General features: G+C 72.1%; 18 protein-coding genes. 14 read left to right on the plus strand and 4 right to left on the minus strand.

All coding sequences use genetic code 11. The features are described 5' to 3' along the window. Positions 1 to 11: 11 nt before the first annotated feature. Positions 12 to 431: an ATP-binding protein gene (locus QSK45_RS24585; RefSeq protein WP_285560388.1), complete on the minus strand. Its 420-nt coding sequence runs from the start codon at positions 429 to 431 to the stop codon at positions 12 to 14. Between the two features lie 135 nt (positions 432 to 566). On the opposite strand from QSK45_RS24585, the gene QSK45_RS24590 reads away from it, so the two are divergent. From QSK45_RS24590 to QSK45_RS24620, 7 genes are all read left to right on the plus strand, one after another. Further along, positions 567 to 1,397 carry a helix-turn-helix domain-containing protein gene (locus tag QSK45_RS24590; RefSeq protein WP_285560504.1) on the plus strand — a complete coding sequence of 277 codons (831 nt, stop codon included), beginning with the start codon at positions 567 to 569 and terminating at the stop codon, positions 1,395 to 1,397. After that, positions 1,394 to 1,651, plus strand: a complete 258-nt coding sequence (locus tag QSK45_RS24595) for a DUF397 domain-containing protein (protein ID WP_285560390.1) — start codon at positions 1,394 to 1,396, stop codon at positions 1,649 to 1,651. Before QSK45_RS24590 ends, QSK45_RS24595 begins: the two co-directional genes overlap by 4 nt. Continuing rightward, positions 1,648 to 2,064 carry a hypothetical protein gene (locus QSK45_RS24600; RefSeq protein WP_285560391.1) on the plus strand — a complete coding sequence of 139 codons (417 nt, stop codon included), beginning with the start codon at positions 1,648 to 1,650 and terminating at the stop codon, positions 2,062 to 2,064. The genes QSK45_RS24595 and QSK45_RS24600 overlap by 4 nt, the downstream gene beginning before the upstream one ends. Positions 2,065 to 2,112: 48 nt before the next feature. Beyond that, positions 2,113 to 3,903, plus strand: a complete 1,791-nt coding sequence (locus tag QSK45_RS24605) for an eCIS core domain-containing protein (protein ID WP_285560394.1) — start codon at positions 2,113 to 2,115, stop codon at positions 3,901 to 3,903. A gap of 191 nt (positions 3,904 to 4,094) precedes the next feature. Further along, positions 4,095 to 4,943 carry a GNAT family N-acetyltransferase gene (locus tag QSK45_RS24610; protein WP_285560395.1) on the plus strand — a complete coding sequence of 283 codons (849 nt, stop codon included), beginning with the start codon at positions 4,095 to 4,097 and terminating at the stop codon, positions 4,941 to 4,943. A gap of 19 nt (positions 4,944 to 4,962) precedes the next feature. Further along, positions 4,963 to 5,493, plus strand: coding sequence for a GNAT family N-acetyltransferase (locus tag QSK45_RS24615; RefSeq protein ID WP_285560397.1), 531 nt, complete (start codon positions 4,963 to 4,965; stop codon positions 5,491 to 5,493). A gap of 74 nt (positions 5,494 to 5,567) precedes the next feature. After that, positions 5,568 to 7,271 carry a proline--tRNA ligase gene (locus QSK45_RS24620; protein WP_285560398.1) on the plus strand — a complete coding sequence of 568 codons (1,704 nt, stop codon included), beginning with the start codon at positions 5,568 to 5,570 and terminating at the stop codon, positions 7,269 to 7,271. A 73-nt stretch (positions 7,272 to 7,344) separates the two neighbouring features. Here the strand turns inward: QSK45_RS24620 and QSK45_RS24625 are convergent, their stop codons facing one another. The 3 genes from QSK45_RS24625 to QSK45_RS24635 all read right to left on the minus strand — a co-directional run bounded on the left by QSK45_RS24625 (position 7,345) and on the right by QSK45_RS24635 (position 9,369). Then, positions 7,345 to 8,253: an aminoglycoside phosphotransferase family protein gene (locus QSK45_RS24625; protein ID WP_285560400.1), complete on the minus strand. Its 909-nt coding sequence runs from the start codon at positions 8,251 to 8,253 to the stop codon at positions 7,345 to 7,347. 76 nt (positions 8,254 to 8,329) lie between these two features. Beyond that, on the minus strand, positions 8,330 to 8,857 hold the full coding sequence (locus QSK45_RS24630; RefSeq protein ID WP_285560402.1) for a ferritin-like domain-containing protein: 528 nt from the start codon (positions 8,855 to 8,857) through the stop codon (positions 8,330 to 8,332). Further along, positions 8,854 to 9,369 (minus strand): hypothetical protein, encoded by a 516-nt coding sequence (locus tag QSK45_RS24635; protein ID WP_285560403.1) that lies wholly within the window; start codon positions 9,367 to 9,369, stop codon positions 8,854 to 8,856. Before QSK45_RS24635 ends, QSK45_RS24630 begins: the two co-directional genes overlap by 4 nt. A 231-nt stretch (positions 9,370 to 9,600) precedes the next feature. Here QSK45_RS24635 and rimP point away from each other — a divergent pair, with 231 nt between their 5' ends. From rimP to truB, 7 genes are all read left to right on the plus strand, one after another. Then, entirely contained in the window at positions 9,601 to 10,107 is a 507-nt protein-coding gene (gene rimP / locus QSK45_RS24640; protein WP_285560404.1) for a ribosome maturation factor RimP, read from the plus strand. A gap of 2 nt (positions 10,108 to 10,109) precedes the next feature. Further along, a complete protein-coding gene (gene nusA, locus QSK45_RS24645; protein WP_285560406.1) occupies positions 10,110 to 11,096 on the plus strand; it encodes a transcription termination factor NusA in 987 nt (328 codons plus the stop codon). Between the two features lie 112 nt (positions 11,097 to 11,208). Then, a complete protein-coding gene (locus tag QSK45_RS24650) occupies positions 11,209 to 11,505 on the plus strand; it encodes a YlxR family protein (protein WP_285560408.1) in 297 nt (98 codons plus the stop codon). 145 nt (positions 11,506 to 11,650) lie between these two features. Beyond that, positions 11,651 to 14,671 carry a translation initiation factor IF-2 gene (gene infB / locus QSK45_RS24655; RefSeq protein ID WP_285560409.1) on the plus strand — a complete coding sequence of 1,007 codons (3,021 nt, stop codon included), beginning with the start codon at positions 11,651 to 11,653 and terminating at the stop codon, positions 14,669 to 14,671. A 383-nt stretch (positions 14,672 to 15,054) separates the two neighbouring features. Beyond that, positions 15,055 to 15,348, plus strand: a complete 294-nt coding sequence (locus QSK45_RS24660) for a DUF503 domain-containing protein (RefSeq protein WP_285560412.1) — start codon at positions 15,055 to 15,057, stop codon at positions 15,346 to 15,348. A gap of 83 nt (positions 15,349 to 15,431) precedes the next feature. After that, positions 15,432 to 15,884 (plus strand): 30S ribosome-binding factor RbfA, encoded by a 453-nt coding sequence (gene rbfA, locus QSK45_RS24665; RefSeq protein WP_285560413.1) that lies wholly within the window; start codon positions 15,432 to 15,434, stop codon positions 15,882 to 15,884. Beyond that, entirely contained in the window at positions 15,881 to 16,786 is a 906-nt protein-coding gene (truB, locus tag QSK45_RS24670) for a tRNA pseudouridine(55) synthase TruB (protein WP_285560418.1), read from the plus strand. The genes rbfA and truB overlap by 4 nt, the downstream gene beginning before the upstream one ends. Positions 16,787 to 16,806: the final 20 nt, after the last annotated feature.

Consider the following 16,806-nt stretch of genomic DNA (forward strand, 5'->3'; position numbering starts at 1 on the left):
CGTGAGTCCCGTCACCCCGCGGTGGCGGGACTCACGCGTACCTCCGCCCAGACGGTCTTGCCGGGCTGCCGGGGCGCCACCCCCCACTTGTCGGCGAGCGCCTCGACCAGGACCAGCCCCCGGCCGGACTCCCCGCACGGCACCCGGGGCTCGGGCAGCCGCTCCGTCAGGGTGTCCGAGACCTCCACGCGTACGACGTCGTCGTCCCCGGTGAGCCGGAGATGGAAGTCCCGCCCGGGAACGCGGCCGTGCCGTACCGCGTTGGCGGCGAACTCGGCCGCGATCAGCGTGACGGCCTCGTTGACCCGGCCGTCGTACGGATGCCCCCACTCGTCCAGCCGCAGCGAGACCAGCCGCCGGGCGAGCCGTGCGCCGCGCGGGGTGGAGGTAAAGCGCAGGGCGAATTCCTGGGTGGAGATTTCTGATTTCACGCGGTTACGGTCCCGCACGCTCAGTAGCGTTGAACAGCGGCCGCACCAGGACCACCAGGCGTTGTACAAGGGCGAGGTGCCGCTGTACACGAGCGCACCGTGACCGAGGGCGGCGCGAGGGCATTGGGGGTGTACGTGAGCGAGGAAGCACAGGAAGACCAGGAAGCGCCGGGCTCGGGCATTCCGCTCGTCTTCGGACGGGTGCTGAAGCGGCTGCGCGTCCAAGCGGGCGTGGAACGCGCGGAGTTGGGCCGCCGAACCGGTTACTCGGCCGCGACCATCACGTCGTACGAGGTGGGCAGGCGCATCCCGAACGCGAAGTTCATCCGGCAGGCGGACGAGGTGCTGGACGCGGGCGGTTTGCTGATCGACTTCGTCGAGGACATGGAGAGGGCGCAGTATCCGGCGTTCTTCCGGGATGCGGCGAAGCTGGAAAAGGAAGCGGTCGGTTTGCACATGTACGACGCGCTGGTGATCAACGGTCTGTTGCAGACGGAGGAGTACGCGCGGGCTGTGTTCACCAACTGGCGTCCTCTGCTGGACGTGGACACCGTGGAGCAGAGGGTTGCCGCCCGGCTGGCTCGGCAGGAGATCTTCGAGAGGAAGTCCACGCCTACCGTCAGCTTCGTTATGGAGGAAGCCCTCTTGCGTAAGGGGCTTGGCGGACAGGCAGTCATGCGGGGCCAGTTGGAGCAGATCCTGCTCACCGGGCAACGGCGTAACGTGGAGATCCAGATCATGCCGAGCGATTGTGAGGAGCATCCGGCGCTCTCCGGTACCTTCACCTTGATCAGTACAGCGAAAGGGCGCAGGATCGCGTACGTAGACGCGTACAAGGGCAGCCGTCTCTACTCTGACGAGCAGACGGTGAGGGAGATGGAGGAGCGTTATGGCATCCTGCGTGCCCAGGCCCTCACGCCGCGCAAGTCGCTAGCCCTCGTAGAGAAGTTGCTGGGAGAGACATGAGCGTCGAGAAGCCGTCGAACCTTACATGGTTCAAGAGCAGCTACAGCACTGGCAGTGGCGGCGAATGCCTCGAAGTCGCCCTCCCCTGGCGCAAGTCCAGCTACAGCCAGGGCGATGGCGGCCAGTGCGTCGAGATCGCCACCTGCCCCACCACCATCCACATCCGTGACTCCAAGCAGGACCCCACCACCGCCCCCACCCTCACCGTGCCGACCACCGCCTGGCAGGCATTCCTGGGGCTGGTGCGGGGTTGAGTCGCCGGTATCCGCCCTCGGCCGGTCCCGGCGTGCGCCGGGTGCTGGGGCGGATCGGGCGACTGGTCCTGACGTACGTGGTCCTGTACGCCGTGACATGGGTGGTCATCGCCCTCACCCTGCGCGGGGAGTACTCGTTCACCGAGGACACCGGGCTCGGCTTGGGCATGTTCGCCTTCGTCGGCGCGCCGACACTGGTCCTCGCCCTCGTCGCGGGTCCGGCGCACACGCGGATGGACGTCACCAAGTTCCGGGCCGCGCTGGCCTTCCCGATGGCGTTCTTCGCGTGGCCTCTCGTGGGGGCGAGCGCACCCGAGCCGCTGGTGTTCCAGATCCTGTGTCAGATCGCCTTCGCCGCATACCTGATGCCCGCACCACTCGTACCGGAGAACTGGACGCCGAAACCGCGATAGGCACGCGGTGCAGCACCCGTACACGGCCTCGAACGGACGGAGCTGATCATGCACGCACGTCACGAACCGCAAGGCAAGGAGTCGCGGGAGCCCGCCGGACGGGCGGCCCGGACGGCTGGCACCGCGAAGGCCCCCGCGCCCGCGGACCTGCTGGCGTTGCAGCGCGTCGTCGGCAATGCCGCCGTGGTCGGGATGCTGGCCCGGCGGGAGGACCGCGAGGACGCGGCCGAACCCGGCGAGCGCCGTGTCCAGCGGTCGGCCGTGCACGAGGTGCTGCGCTCGCCGGGGCGCCCGCTGGACGGGGCGACCCGGGCGGACATGGAGGCGAGGCTCGGCGCGGACTTCTCCGACGTCCGGATCCACACCGGCGCGGCGGCGGGGCGGTCGGCGCGGGAGATCGGCGCCCGCGCCTACACCTCGGGCAGCCACGTGGTCGTCGGCGAGGGCGGCGGGGACCGGCACACGCTCGCCCACGAGCTGGTCCACGTCGTCCAGCAGCGCAGCGGCCCGGTGACGGGCACCGACAACGGTGCGGGGCTGTCCGTGTCGCATCCCTCGGACCGGTTCGAGCGCGAGGCGGAGCAGGTCGCCACCCGGGTGATGTCCCGGCCGGCCGGGGAGCACACGGCGGCCCCGGCCGAGTCGTCCGCCGCCGGCGGCGGAGCCGGGCGGCCCGTCCAGCGCATGATGGGGTTCGAGGCGGAGCGGGACAAGCGGGTCAAGTCGCAGAAGGGCGACAAGCTGCCCGGCGACACCGACATCGCGCAGAGCAAGAGGGCGAACTTCAAGGTCGTCTCGGACTCGCGGGGCCTGCCCGGCGGCGGCAGCTACTCCAACATCGAGTTCGTCACCGGCGCCGTGCAGGTGGTGGGCACGCGGGCGGACGCGGGGCCGGACGAGCTGGAGCGGATGGCCGACGAGATCAAGCGGGTGAGCGACGGGTTCTACGCGGCGACCGAGGGGACCCGCCTGTCGGCCCTGAAGCTGGACCTGCGGCTGCTGACCAGGGGCGTGAGCCTCAGCAGCGAGGGCTACACCGAGAGCGCCGGTCGACCGGGCCAGGGCGACGGCCTGTTCGTCCACTACTCGGTCGGCGTGCCGCTGGCCGGCATGCCGGCGTTCTTCGACTTCTACCGGGCCGACGCGCAGCAGCGGCAGGCCCAGGGCAAGGCACCGGTGCTGCCGGACGCCGAGCACCGGCTGACGCAGGCCCGGCCGTTCGCGGCGGCCGAGGTCGCGCACTTCGTGCAGGCGACCCACTCGGCGGCCGACACCACGGCGCTCGACGGCTACCTCCAGCTCGTCTACACGCAGGTCACCGCCATGGCGGACTACGTCGCCGTCGCCCAGGGGCAGCGCGACCGCTTCGCCGCGCCGCAGGGGCAGATCAAGAACTGGACCTCGTTCCTCTCCCGCTCGCAGCTGAGCGACGCGTACGGGCTGCTCGACCCCGAGATCAGGGCCTACCTGGCGGCGAACCACGACGACATCATCGAGCGGCTGTCCGGGTTCCACGAGACGACGGCGACCGGGGCACAGGCCACCTTCTACGACAACGCGGAACGCGTGCTCCCCGGTCTGGAGCCGGTGTCCCTGGAGACCTACGCGCAGTCGGCCCTGGGCGGCGCGGCGGGGGTGTCCCAGCAGCGGGTGTTCGGCGGCATGAACGAGATCGCGCCGCACGAGGTCGAGGGCGCGGACGTGATCCCGATGGAGATCCGGCTGATCGGGGACTCGATGAAGACCTGGGACGGCCTCAAGGCCGAGCTGCGCAAGATCGCGGGCTGGGCCCAGCAGGCGTACCAGCGGGACCGCCAGGTCAACGGGGGCCAGCAGTAGCGAGCACGCGCTCCCGTGCCCCGAGGGGGCGCGGGGCTCTGTTCGACGGTGCTCCGCCGCATGGGCGTGACCAGCCACGACGAGCCCGCGCCCGCCGGCGGAAGCCGAGCCCCGAGCGGAACGCAACACCACCCGGCCGGCGCGGCTATAGTGCCAAGACCAGCGCAAACCCCAGGGTGAGGCCCCCGCACTTGTTGACCCAGACCACCTCCCGGGTGCTCGACCCGAGCGACCTCGACGCCGCGCTCGCCGTCCTCGACCGCGAGCCGGTCGCGAACGCCTTCGTGTCCGCCCGCGTCCAGATCGCCGGGCTCGACCCCTGGCGCCTCGGCGGCGAGATGTGGGGCTGGTACGAGGACGGCCTGCTCACGTCCCTGTGCTACGCGGGCGCCAACCTGGTCCCGATCTGCGCCACCCCCCGCGCCGTACGCGGCTTCGCCGACCGCGCCCGCCGGGCGGGCCGCCGCTGCTCCTCCATCGTCGGTCCCGAGGACGCCACCTCCGCCCTGTGGCGCCTGCTGGAACCCCACTGGGGCCCGGCCCGCGAGGTCAGGTCCCACCAGCCGCTGATGGTCACCGACCGCATGCCCGAGGACATCGCCCCGGACCCGTACGTCCGCCGCGTCCGCAAGGACGAGATGGAGACGATCATGCCGGCCTGCGTGGCGATGTTCACCGAGGAGGTCGGCGTCTCCCCGCTCGCCGGCGACGGCGGCCTGCTCTACCAGGCCAGGGTCGCCGAACTCGTCGGCTCCGGGCGGTCCTTCGCGCGCCTCGACCAGGACGGAAAGGTCGTCTTCAAGGCCGAGATCGGCGCCGCGACCCCCCAGGCCTGCCAGATCCAGGGCGTGTGGGTGGCCCCCGAACACCGGGGCAAGGGCCTCGCCGCCCCGGCCATGGCGGCGGTCCTGCGCTACGCCCTGGCCGACGTGGCCCCCGTGGTCAGCCTGTACGTCAACGACTTCAACACCGCCGCGCGCCGCACGTACCGCAGGGTGGGCTTCCAGGAGATCGGCGCCTTCATGAGTGTGCTGTTCTGAACCCCGGTACCCTCCCGGCATGGATCTAGCGATCGGCCCCCTGGACCTGTCGGCCCGTGTGGACGAGGCCCTGGCGGTCCAAGCGGTGGCCTTCGGCCTCGGCCCGGACGAAGTCGCCGTACGGCGCCAGATCGTCCAGCGCCACATGCAGTTCCCGGGGGCACGGGCCCTCGGCGCGACCGTCGGCGGGCTCCTCGTCGGCTTCGTCTACGGCATGCCGAACTCGCGCACCCACTGGTGGTCGACGGTCGTCGAGCCGTACCTGCGCGCGGCCGGCAACGACTTCTGGCTGGACGACTCCTTCGTGATCACCGAGCTGCACGTCCACCCGGACCACCAGAACCGCGGCATCGGCCGCCGGCTGATCACCAGGATCACGGACTCCGCCACCGAACCCCGCTCGATCCTCTCCGCGATCGACACCGACAGCCCCGCCCGCGGCCTCTACCACTCCCTGGGCTACGTCGACCTCGCCCGCCGTGTCCACTTCCCGAGCGCGGCGCGCCCGTACGCGGTCATGGGGGCCCCGCTACCGCTGCGCAGGCGATAACCGATTTCCGCCCTCGCGGCAAGCCCGGCTAACCTCCTATGCCATCACCGGTTATCTGTAGGAGTACGAGAACCATGGCCAACGCACAGGTCCAGCGCATGTCCCAGTTGATGGCGAAGACGCTGCGCGACGACCCGGCGGACGCCGAGGTCCTCAGCCACAAGCTCCTCGTCCGCGCCGGCTACGTGCGCCGCACCGCCGCCGGCGTCTGGTCCTGGCTGCCGCTGGGCAAGAAGGTCCTCGCCAACGTGGAGCGCGTCGTGCGCGAGGAGATGGACGCCATCGGCGCCCAGGAGGTGCTGCTCCCCGCCCTGCTGCCCCGCGAGCCCTACGACGCCACGGGCCGCTGGGACGAGTACGGCCAGGAGCTGTTCCGGCTCAAGGACCGCAAGGGCGGCGACTACCTCCTCGGCCCCACGCACGAGGAGATCTTCACCCTCCTGGTCAAGGACCAGTGCACGTCCTACAAGGACCTGCCGGTGATCCTCTACCAGATCCAGAACAAGTACCGCGACGAGGCCCGCCCCCGCGCCGGCATCCTGCGCGGCCGCGAGTTCCTGATGAAGGACTCGTACTCCTTCGACCTCGCCGACGAGGGCCTCGCCGAGTCCTACGCCCTGCACCGCGAGGCCTACCAGCGGATCTTCGCGCGCCTCGGCCTCGACTACCGCATCGTCGCGGCCACCGCCGGCGCCATGGGCGGCTCCAAGTCGGAGGAGTTCCTGGCCCCCGCCGAGGCCGGCGAGGACACCTTCGCGGACTGCCCGAACTGCGACTTCGCCGCCAACACCGAGGCGATCAACTACACGCTCCAGCCCGTCGACGGCTCCGCCGTGCCCGCGCTGGAGGAGATCCCCACCCCGGACACCCCGACCATCGAGACCCTGGCCGCCTCGCTCGGCGTCCAGGCCTCCGACGCGCTGAAGAACCTGCTGGTCAAGGTGGACGGCGAGATCGTCGCGGTGGGTGTGCCCGGCGACCGCGAGGTGGACCTCGGCAAGGTGGAGGAGCACTTCGCCCCGGCCACCGTCGAGATGGTGACCGAGACGGACTTCGCGGGCCGCCCCGACCTGGTGCGCGGCTACGTCGGCCCCCAGGGCCTCGGCGAGAAGGTCAAGTACATCGCCGACCCGCGCGTGGCCCCCGGCACCGCCTGGATCACCGGCGCCAACAAGGAGCACACGCACGCCAGGAACGTCGTCGCCGGCCGTGACTTCGAGGTCGACGAGTACGTGGACGTCGTGGTGGTCCAGGAGGGCGACCCCTGCCCCCGGTGCGGCACCGGCCTGAAGCTGGACCGCGCCATCGAGATCGGCCACATCTTCCAGCTGGGCCGCAAGTACGCCGACGCTCTCAAGCTCGACGTCCTCGGCCAGAACGGCAAGCCGGTCCGCGTCACCATGGGCTCCTACGGCATCGGCGTCTCGCGCGCCGTCGCCGCGCTCGCCGAGCAGACCGCCGACGAGCAGGGCCTGTGCTGGCCCAAGGAGATCGCCCCGGCCGACGTCCACGTGGTCGCCGCGGGCAAGGCCCTGCAGACCGAGCTGGCCCTCGACGTCGCCGGCAAGCTGGCCGCCGCGGGCGTGCGCGTCCTCGTCGACGACCGCGCCGGCGTCTCCCCGGGCGTCAAGTTCACCGACGCCGAACTGATCGGCGTCCCCCAGATCCTCGTCGCCGGCCGCCGCTCGGCCGAGGGCGTCCTGGAGCTGAAGGACCGCAAGACCGGCGAGCGCGAGGAGCTGTCCGTCGAGGACGCGCTCGCCCGCCTGACCGCGTGACACCGGACCGCCGAAGCGACGCCCCCGGGGGTTTCCCCGGGGGCGTCCTCGCGTGCGGCCCGCGCCGGCGCGGCTAGAGCCACCCGGCGAATTCCAGCAGCAGCTCGCCGTCCTTCGGCCGTCCCACCCGCACCGCGCGGACCCCGGACTCCACCGCCCGGAACAGCGTCCACCCCCGCAACCGCTCCTGGTCCACCTCCAGCGACTGAGCGAGCCGCTTGATCCGCCGCCGGGTGATCGACGCCCCGGCGGGCGAGGCGATCAGGTCCTCCACCCGGTCCCGCACCAGCCGCGCCAGATCGAACGCGTTCTCCCCGACGACCGGGTCGGGACCCACCGCGAGCCATGGCATCCGCTCCCCGGCCAGCACCTTGCTCTGCCGGAACGTGCCGTGCAGCAACCGCTCCTCCGGCGGTGCCACCAGCAACGCGTCCCGTGCCGTGAGCGCCGCGTCCACCAGCGGCGCCACCTCCGGCTCCCGCTCCGCCCCGGCCCGCATCGCCACCGCCTGCCGCCCCGTGCGCTCCGCGACGGTCTCGAAGGCGTGGTCCGCGGGCGGCTCCACCCACAGCCGCCGCAAGGTGCCCGCCGCCTCCAGCAGCGCCTTCGCCTCCGGCAGCGACCGCACGGAGACATCGGGGTGCAGCCGTTCGAGCAGCAGCACACCCTCCGCACGGTCCTGCGCGTCCGACGACAGCAGCTGTACGGCACCCCGTCCGCCCCAGTGCGCCAGCGCCGCCCGCTCGCCCTCCGGGCGGGCCCGCGGCGGGGCCAGCTTCAGCACCGCGGGCGTGCCGTCCGCACGCCGCACCAGCACCACCAGGCTGCTGCGCCCGCCCGGCACCTGCACCCGCTCGACGGTCAACTCCAGCCGCGCCACGGCCCGTTCGGCGATCCCGGGCAACCGGGCCAGCCAGTCGTCCCCGGCCGGTGCCGTCTCCCCGAGCGCCCGCACCAGGCGCCGCGGCGGTTCGAAAGCCATGCGCGAGCCGTTCCCTTCCTCGTCCATCCCGTGCGACGCGCGGGTCCCGTGAGCCGCAGATCCTCTCGTACGACGCTCAGCGGCCCGCCGACGCCGATCCCGACGGTGCCGCACCCGACGTGTCCGCCGGACCCGCCGCGCCCGTGCCCGTACCGGTGCCCGTCCCCTCGCCCGCCCGTTCGGCGAGTCCCGGGAAGGCTACGCTCCGTCCGCTCCAGCCCACCGCCCGCACCGCCGCCTCCCGCAGCGCCGCCGCGGCCGAGGCCCGGCGCGCGCCGGTCGAGGAGCGCACCAGGTCCGCGTAGACACCGGCCACCCCCTCCTCCAGCCGGGCGGCGAGCCGTACCGCGTCGGCCGGACCGCGCACCGCGAACGGCAGCGCGTAGGCCGCGCTCGCCGCCACCGGCCGGCCGCCCAGGTCCCGTACCTCGCGCGCCAGCGCGTCCCGGCGGGCCCGATGGGCGTCGTACGCCGCCTTCGCCTCGGTCCTGCGCCGGTCGTCGACGCGGCCGCCGACGACGCCGTACCCGTACACCGCCGCGTGCTCCGCCGCCAACGCGGCCTGGAGCGCGGTCAGTTCGGCCTTCTTGTCCCCGCCGCTCACTTCGCCTCCCCCGTCGTCAGCAGGTACGCGTGCGCGGCCCCGGCCGCCGCCGCCGAGGCCAGCAGCCGCGCCGGCTCGCCCGGCAGGTCCAGCAGCGCCCCGGCCCGCTGGTCGGCGAGGGCCCGCTCGGCGGCGGCCAGCGAGGCGAGGGCGTCCTTCTCGGTCGCCGGCACGGGAGCCGGTGGGGCGGAGGGGGAGGCGGAGCCCGAGGGGGACGCCGTGGGGGCCGTACCGTCCGTGAAGGCGGTGACGTGCGCCGCGACCTCCGTGCGCAGCGGGCGCAGCCGCTGCGCGAGGCCAGGGAACGCCGCGAGCACGGCGTCGTAGCGCGCCAGCAGCGCCCTGCTGTCACCGGCGGCCCGCGCCCGTGCCCGCGCGGTGGCCGAGGGGCCGTCGCCGCCGGAGTCCGGACCGGCCGTGCAGCCCGCGAGCAGGGCGGCGCCGGCGGCCGAGGCGAGCAGGGTTCTTCTGCGCGGCCCCGAGGGGATGCGCGGTGGCGAGGGGTACGGCACGGCAGACGTCCTCGGGGAACTCGTACGACAAGAAGAAGAGCGGCGACCGACGGCACGCCCGTGATCACCGTACCCGCGCACGTGTCCGACACCACTCACCGGCACCGCCCGCTTACCCGTCCCGCGCCGGGTTGTCCACAGGTGGACGGCAACACACCCCGCGACCGGATACCCTTTCACCAGACACGCGACCCATCCCACAACAGCACACGCGGCCGAGGAGTCACCCGGATGAGCACCACCCAGAGCGAGAGGCTGCGAGAGCTGCTGGAACCGCTCGTCACCTCCCAGGGGCTGGATCTCGAAGAGATCGCTGTCGACTCCGTCGGACGCAAGCGGGTGCTGCGCGTGGTCGTCGACTCCGACGCCGGGGCGGACCTGGACGCGATCGCCGATGTGAGCCGCGCGCTCTCGGCGAAGCTGGACGAGACCAACGCGATGGGCGAGGACGCGTACGACCTGGAGGTCGGAACCCCCGGCGCGGAGCGCTCCCTCACCGAACACCGGCACTTCGTGCGCGCCGTGGACCGGCTCGTGAAGTTCCAGCTGGCCGAGGACGGCGAGCTGGTCGCGCGGATCCTGGCCGTGGACGAGGAGGGACTCGACGTCGAGGTGCCCGGCGTCAAGGGCCGCAAGGCCACCGGCCGCCGGATCGCCTTCCCGGAGATCGCGAAGGCGCGCGTGCAGGTCGAGTTCAACCGCAAGGACAAGAAGGACAAGGAAGAGGAGGAGGCGTAGCCGTGGACATCGACATGAGCGCCCTGCGGGGCTTGGTCAGGGAGAAGGAGATCTCCTTCGACCTGCTGGTCGAGGCGATCGAGTCGGCCCTCCTCATCGCCTACCACCGCACCGAGGGAAGCCGCCGACACGCGCGCGTGGAGCTCAACCGGGAGACCGGGCATGTGACCGTGTGGGCGAAGGAGGACCCCGAGGACCTGGAGGAGGGGCAGGAGCCGCGCGAGTTCGACGACACCCCCTCGGGCTTCGGCAGGATCGCCGCCACCACCGCCAAGCAGGTGATCCTGCAGCGCCTGCGCGACGCCGAGGACGACGCGACGCTCGGCGAGTACGCGGGACGTGAGGGCGACATCGTCACCGGCGTGGTCCAGCAGGGCCGCGACCCGAAGAACGTGCTGGTCGACATCGGCAAGCTGGAGGCCATCCTGCCGGTGCAGGAGCAGGTGCCCGGCGAGACCTACCCGCACGGCCAGCGCCTGCGGTCGTACGTCGTCCGGGTCGCCAAGGGTGTCCGCGGACCGTCCGTGACCCTCTCGCGCACCCACCCGAACCTGGTCAAGAAGCTCTTCGCCCTCGAGGTGCCGGAGATCGCCGACGGCTCGGTGGAGATCGCGGCCATCGCCCGCGAGGCCGGCCACCGCACCAAGATCGCCGTCCGCTCCACCCGCTCGGGTCTGAACGCCAAGGGTGCCTGCATCGGCCCCATGGGCGGCCGGGTGCGCAACGTGATGGGCGAGCTGAACGGCGAGAAGATCGACATCGTCGACTGGTCGGACGACCCGGCCGAGATGGTGGCGAACGCCCTGTCACCCGCTCGGGTGAGCAAGGTCGAGGTCGTGGACCTCGCCTCCCGCTCCGCCCGGGTGACCGTGCCGGACTACCAGCTGTCGCTGGCGATCGGCAAGGAGGGGCAGAACGCCCGTCTCGCCGCCCGGCTCACCGGCTGGCGCATCGACATCCGGCCCGACACCGAGCAGCCGGCGGAGTAGGCGCGCCGCAGCGAGGGAATGAATCCAGGCCGCTGGTGGCTTGGATTACGACAACAGCCGTTCGATCTTTCCCCCGACGGGGTGAGGTCGGTGCGGGGAGGTAGACTTAGCCGTGTCTGGCCGGACGCATGCCGGAGCATGCCCTGAACGCACCTGTGTGGGGTGCCGGGAGCGGGCGGCCAAGAACGACCTCCTGCGGATCGTGCGGAGCGAGGACGAATGTGTCCCTGATCCGCGCGGTACGCTGCCCGGCCGGGGTGCGTATGTGCACCCCGCCCTGGTCTGTCTCGACCAGGCGGTACGCCGCCGGGCGTTGCCGCGGGCACTGCGCGCCCCGGGAGCGCTCGACACAAAGGCGTTGCGCCGATACGTCGAGCAGGCAACAGTTGCCGAGGAGGCAACGCCGTAAGACATGCCGTACGGAACCCCGTGCGGTCTGGTACCTCGCGAGTCGAAAGCAGGTCGAGATTGCGATGAGCACTCGATGAGTACGCGATGAGTACGCCCATGAACTAGCGACGGTCCGGCTTCAACCCGGACCTCAAAGGAGCGAAGTGGCTAAGGTCCGGGTCTACGAACTCGCCAAGGAGTTCGGTGTCGAGAGCAAGGTCGTCATGGCCAAGCTCCAGGAACTCGGTGAATTCGTCCGTTCGGCGTCTTCGACCATCGAAGCGCCGGTTGTACGTAAGCTGACCGACGCCTTCCAGGGCGGTGGCAGCGGCAAGTCCGCCAAGCCCGCCCCGCGCAAGGCTTCCCCCAAGCCCGCCGCGCCCTCTCCGGCGCAGGCGGCACGTCCGGCTGCCCCGAAGCCCGGGGCCCCCAAGCCCCCGACGCCCGCCGCGCAGCCGCCGGCGGCTCCGGCGGCGCCCGCGCCGGCCCAGGGTCCGCGTCCGGTCCCGGGCCCCAAGCCCGCGCCGCGTCCGGCTCCGGCCGCCCCGGAGTTCACCGCTCCGCCGGCCCCGGCCGCCCAGACTCCGCAGGCCCCGGCCGCGCAGGGTCCGCGTCCCGGTGGCGCCCGTCCCGGTGCCCCCAAGCCCGGTGGCCGTCCGGCCTCCGGTCAGGGTCAGGCCCGTCCGGGCCAGGGTGCGCCGCGTCCCGGTGGTCAGGCCCCGCGTCCGGGTGCCCGTCCGTCCGGCCCGCGTCCGGGCAACAACCCGTTCACTTCCGGCGGCTCCACCGGCATGGCACGCCCGCAGGCGCCCCGCCCGCAGGGTGGCCCGCGTCCCGGCGGCGCTCCCGGCGCCGGTCCCCGTCCGCAGGCGCCCGGCGCCCAGGGCGGCGGTCCGCGTCCGCAGGCTCCCGGTGGTCCGCGTCCGACTCCGGGCTCGATGCCCCGTCCGCAGGGCGGTCCCCGTCCGGGCGGTCCGCGTCCGAACCCCGGCATGATGCCGCAGCGCCCCGCTGCCGGCCCGCGTCCCGGCCCCGGCGGCCGCGGTCCGGCCGGTGCCGGTCGTCCCGGTGGCGGTGGCGGCGGCGGTCGTCCCGGCTTCGCGGGTCGTCCCGGTGGCGGTGGCGGCGGTGCCCGTCCGGGCGGTGGCGGCGGTTTCGCCGGTCGTCCCGGTGGTGGCGGCGGCTTCGGCGGCGGCCCCGGTGGCGGCGGTCGTCCCGGCTTCGGTGGCCGTCCCGGCGGTCCCGGTGGCCGTGGTGGCACGCAGGGCGCCTTCGGTCGTCCCGGTGGTCCGGCGCGTCGTGGCCGCAAGTCGAAGCGGCAGCGTCGCCAGGAGTACGAGGCCATGCAGGCCCCGAGCGTCGGCGGCGTGATGCTGCCGCGCGGCAGCGGCGAGACCATCCGTCTCTCCCGCGGCGCGTCGCTCACCGACTTCGCGGAGAAGATCAACGCCAACCCGGCGTCGCTCGTCGCGGTCATGATGAACCTCGGCGAGATGGTCACCGCCACGCAGTCCGTCTCCGACGAGACGCTGCAGCTCCTCGCCGGCGAGATGAACTACACGGTTCAGATCGTCAGCCCCGAGGAGGAGGACCGCGAGCTGCTCGAGTCCTTCGACCTGGAGTTCGGCGAGAACGAGGGCACCGAGGAAGACCTGGTCGTCCGTCCGCCGGTCGTGACCGTCATGGGTCACGTCGACCACGGTAAGACCCGGCTGCTCGACGCCATCCGCAAGACGAACGTCATCGCGGGCGAGGCCGGCGGCATCACCCAGCACATCGGTGCCTACCAGGTCGCGACCGAGGTCAACGGCGAGGACCGGGCGATCACCTTCATCGACACCCCGGGTCACGAGGCGTTCACCGCCATGCGTGCCCGTGGTGCCCGGTCGACGGACATCGCCATCCTGGTCGTCGCGGCCAACGACGGCGTCATGCCGCAGACGGTCGAGGCCCTGAACCACGCCAAGGCGGCCGACGTGCCGATCGTGGTCGCGGTCAACAAGATCGACGTCGAGGGCGCCGACCCGACCAAGGTGCGCGGTCAGCTGACCGAGTACGGCCTGGTGGCCGAGGAGTACGGCGGCGACACCATGTTCGTCGACATCTCCGCCAAGCAGGGTCTGCACATCGACAGCCTGCTGGAGGCGGTCGTCCTCACCGCGGACGCGGCGCTGGACCTCCGTGCCAACCCCCACCAGGACGCGCAGGGTATCGCGATCGAGTCCCGCCTGGACCGCGGTCGCGGTGCGGTCGCGACGGTCCTGGTGCAGCGAGGCACCCTGCGGGTCGGCGACACCATGGTGGTCGGCGACGCGTACGGCCGTGTCCGCGCGATGCTGGACGACAGCGGCAACACCGTCGCCGAGGCCGGCCCGTCGACGCCGGTCCAGGTCCTGGGTCTGACCAACGTCCCGGGTGCCGGCGACAACTTCATCGTGGTCGAGGAGGACCGTACGGCCCGCCAGATCGCGGAGAAGCGTGCCGCCCGTGAGCGCAACGCGGCCTTCGCGAAGCGCACGCGCCGCGTCTCCCTGGAGGACCTGGACAAGGTGCTCAAGGCCGGCGAGGTCCAGCAGCTGAACCTGATCATCAAGGGTGACGCTTCCGGTTCGGTCGAGGCCCTCGAGTCCTCGCTGCTCCAGCTGGACGTCGGCGAAGAGGTCGACATCCGCGTCCTGCACCGCGGTGTCGGTGCGGTCACGGAGTCCGACATCGACCTGGCCATGGGCTCCGACGCCATCGTCATCGGCTTCAACGTCCGTGCGGCCGGCCGTGCCGCGCAGATGGCGGAGCGCGAGGGCGTCGACGTCCGGTACTACTCGGTCATCTACCAGGCGATCGAGGAGATCGAGGCGGCCCTCAAGGGCATGCTCAAGCCGGAGTACGAAGAGGTCGAGCTCGGTACGGCGGAGATCCGCGAGGTCTTCAAGTCGTCCAAGCTGGGCAACATCGCCGGTGTCCTCATCCGCTCCGGCGAGGTGCGCCGCAACACCAAGGCCCGCCTCATCCGGGACGGCAAGGTGGTCGCGGAGAACCTCACCATCGAGGGTCTGCGTCGCTTCAAGGACGACGTCACCGAGATCCGCGAAGGCTTCGAGGGTGGTATCAACCTCGGAAACTTCAACGACATCAAGGTCGACGACGTCATCGCGACGTACGAGATGCGCGAGAAGCCGCGGGCGTAATCCGGCCGCGGTGCACGCTGGCCGACGGGACGTGTTCCCGTCGGCCAGCGTGCCGTTCCCGGACCGTCCGGGGCCCCACCCCGCCCTTCCGGTTCACCCACCCGGCTCGGCCGGCGGGCGGACCGGACGGCGGGCTCGGAGCCGGTCGGAAGAACGGCCGCGGCCGGTCCGGGCAGCGGGCTTCCGCTCCTCGGCCGGCACCGTGAGTCCCGACTCCCGGGTGGCCGTCGGCCGGTGGGCGAGGGCGGTGGTCGTCGTCGGGGGTGTCCGTGCCGAAACCCTGTCGAGGCACCACCGGCTACGCGGTACCGTTTCTTGATGTCCCCGGCCACCCGGCCCAGGGGCCATCGATCCCGTACCGGCGGGTGAACCGGCATACACACATGTACGTGGGGACTCTGTCCTTCGACCTCCTCCTCGGCGACGTCCACTCGCTGAAGGAGAAGCGTTCCGTCGTCCGCCCGATCGTCGCCGAACTCCAGCGGAAGTACGCCGTGAGCGCGGCCGAGGTGGACCACATGAACCTCCACCGACGCACGATCATCGGCCTGGCCGTGGTCTCCGGCGACGCGGCGCACCTCACGGACGTACTGGACCGGTGCGAGCGGCTGGTCGCCGCCCGCCCCGAGGTGGAGCTGCTGTCCGTACGGCGCCGCTTCCACGGCGACGAGGACTGACACGGACCACGGACCCCAGACCGTGGAACCGCGGACCATAGAGACAAAGACCCAGGAACAAGGAAAGAACGGGAGCTGGACCAGTGGCCGACAACGCGCGGGCGAAAAGGCTGGCGGACCTCATCCGAGAGGTGGTGGCCCAGAAGCTGCAGCGCGGGATCAAGGACCCGCGGCTCGGCTCGCACGTCACCATCACGGACACCCGGGTCACGGGTGACCTGCGGGAGGCGACCGTCTTCTACACGGTGTACGGGGACGACGAGGAGCGCAAGGCCGCCGCGGCGGGCCTGGAGAGCGCCAAGGGCATCCTGCGCTCCGAGGTGGGCCGTGCGGCCGGGGTGAAGTTCACCCCGACCCTGACCTTCGTCGCGGACGCCCTGCCGGACACCGCCCGGACCATCGAGGACCTCCTCGACAAGGCACGGCAGTCGGACGCCAAGGTGCGCGAGAGCGCCACCGGTGCCACGTACGCCGGCGAGGCGGACCCGTACCGCAAGCCGGGCGACGACGAGACGGACGGCGACGCCGCGGAATGACCCAGAAGCACACCACGCCCGACGGCCTTGTCATCGTCGACAAGCCGTCGGGCTTCACTTCGCACGACGTGGTCGCCAAGATGCGCGGGATCGCCAGGACCCGCCGCGTCGGCCACGCCGGCACCCTCGACCCGATGGCGACCGGCGTCCTGGTCCTCGGGGTCGAGCGGGCCACCAAGCTCCTCGGTCACCTCGCGCTGACCGAGAAGGAGTACCTGGGCACCGTACGCCTGGGACAGAACACCGTCACCGACGACGCCGAGGGCGAGATCACCTCGTCCACGGACGCCTCCAAGGTGACCCGCGAGGCCATCGACGCCGGTATCGCCAAGCTGTCCGGCGACATCATGCAGGTGCCGTCCAAGGTCAGCGCCATCAAGATCGACGGCGTGCGGTCGTACAAGCGGGCCCGCGAGGGGGAGGACTTCGAGATCCCGGCCCGCCCGGTGACCGTCTCCTCCTTCACGGTCTACGACGTCCGGGACGCGGTCGCCGAGGACGGCACACCGGTCCTGGACCTGGTCGTCTCCGTCGTCTGCTCCTCCGGCACCTACATCCGCGCCCTCGCCCGCGACCTCGGCGCCGACCTGGGCGTGGGCGGACACCTCACCGCGCTGCGCCGCACCCGCGTCGGGCCGTACAAGCTCGACTCGGCGAGGACGCTGGACCAGCTCCAGCAGGAGCTGACCGTGATGCCGATCGCCGAGGCCGCCTCGGCCGCCTTCCCGCGCTGGGAGGTGGACGCCCGGCGCGCCCGGCTGCTGCTGAACGGGGTCCGCCTGGAGATGCCCGACGAGTACGCGGACGCCGGTCCCGTCGCCGTGTTCGACCCCGAGGGCCGTTTCCTGGCACTCGTGGAACTGCACAAGGGCAAGGCCAAGAGCCTGGCCGTCTTCGGCTGAGCGAGGGCTTACCGCCGTGG

It is taken from the genome of Streptomyces hygroscopicus subsp. hygroscopicus (genome assembly GCF_030269125.1).
GTDB classification, from domain to species: Bacteria; Actinomycetota; Actinomycetes; order Streptomycetales; family Streptomycetaceae; genus Streptomyces; species Streptomyces hygroscopicus_C.

Coding starts and splice junctions, on each gene's coding strand:
- QSK45_RS24595 (WP_285560390.1), top strand. CDS start 1,394: ATGAGCGTCGAGAAGCCGTCGAACCTTACATGGTTCAAGAGCAGCTAC.
- QSK45_RS24605 (WP_285560394.1), top strand. CDS start 2,113: ATGCACGCACGTCACGAACCGCAAGGCAAGGAGTCGCGGGAGCCCGCC.
- QSK45_RS24615 (WP_285560397.1), top strand. CDS start 4,963: ATGGATCTAGCGATCGGCCCCCTGGACCTGTCGGCCCGTGTGGACGAG.
- QSK45_RS24620 (WP_285560398.1), top strand. CDS start 5,568: ATGGCCAACGCACAGGTCCAGCGCATGTCCCAGTTGATGGCGAAGACG.
- QSK45_RS24625 (WP_285560400.1), bottom strand. CDS start 8,253: ATGGCTTTCGAACCGCCGCGGCGCCTGGTGCGGGCGCTCGGGGAGACG.
- rimP (WP_285560404.1), top strand. CDS start 9,601: ATGAGCACCACCCAGAGCGAGAGGCTGCGAGAGCTGCTGGAACCGCTC.
- QSK45_RS24660 (WP_285560412.1), top strand. CDS start 15,055: ATGTACGTGGGGACTCTGTCCTTCGACCTCCTCCTCGGCGACGTCCAC.
- truB (WP_285560418.1), top strand. CDS start 15,881: ATGACCCAGAAGCACACCACGCCCGACGGCCTTGTCATCGTCGACAAG.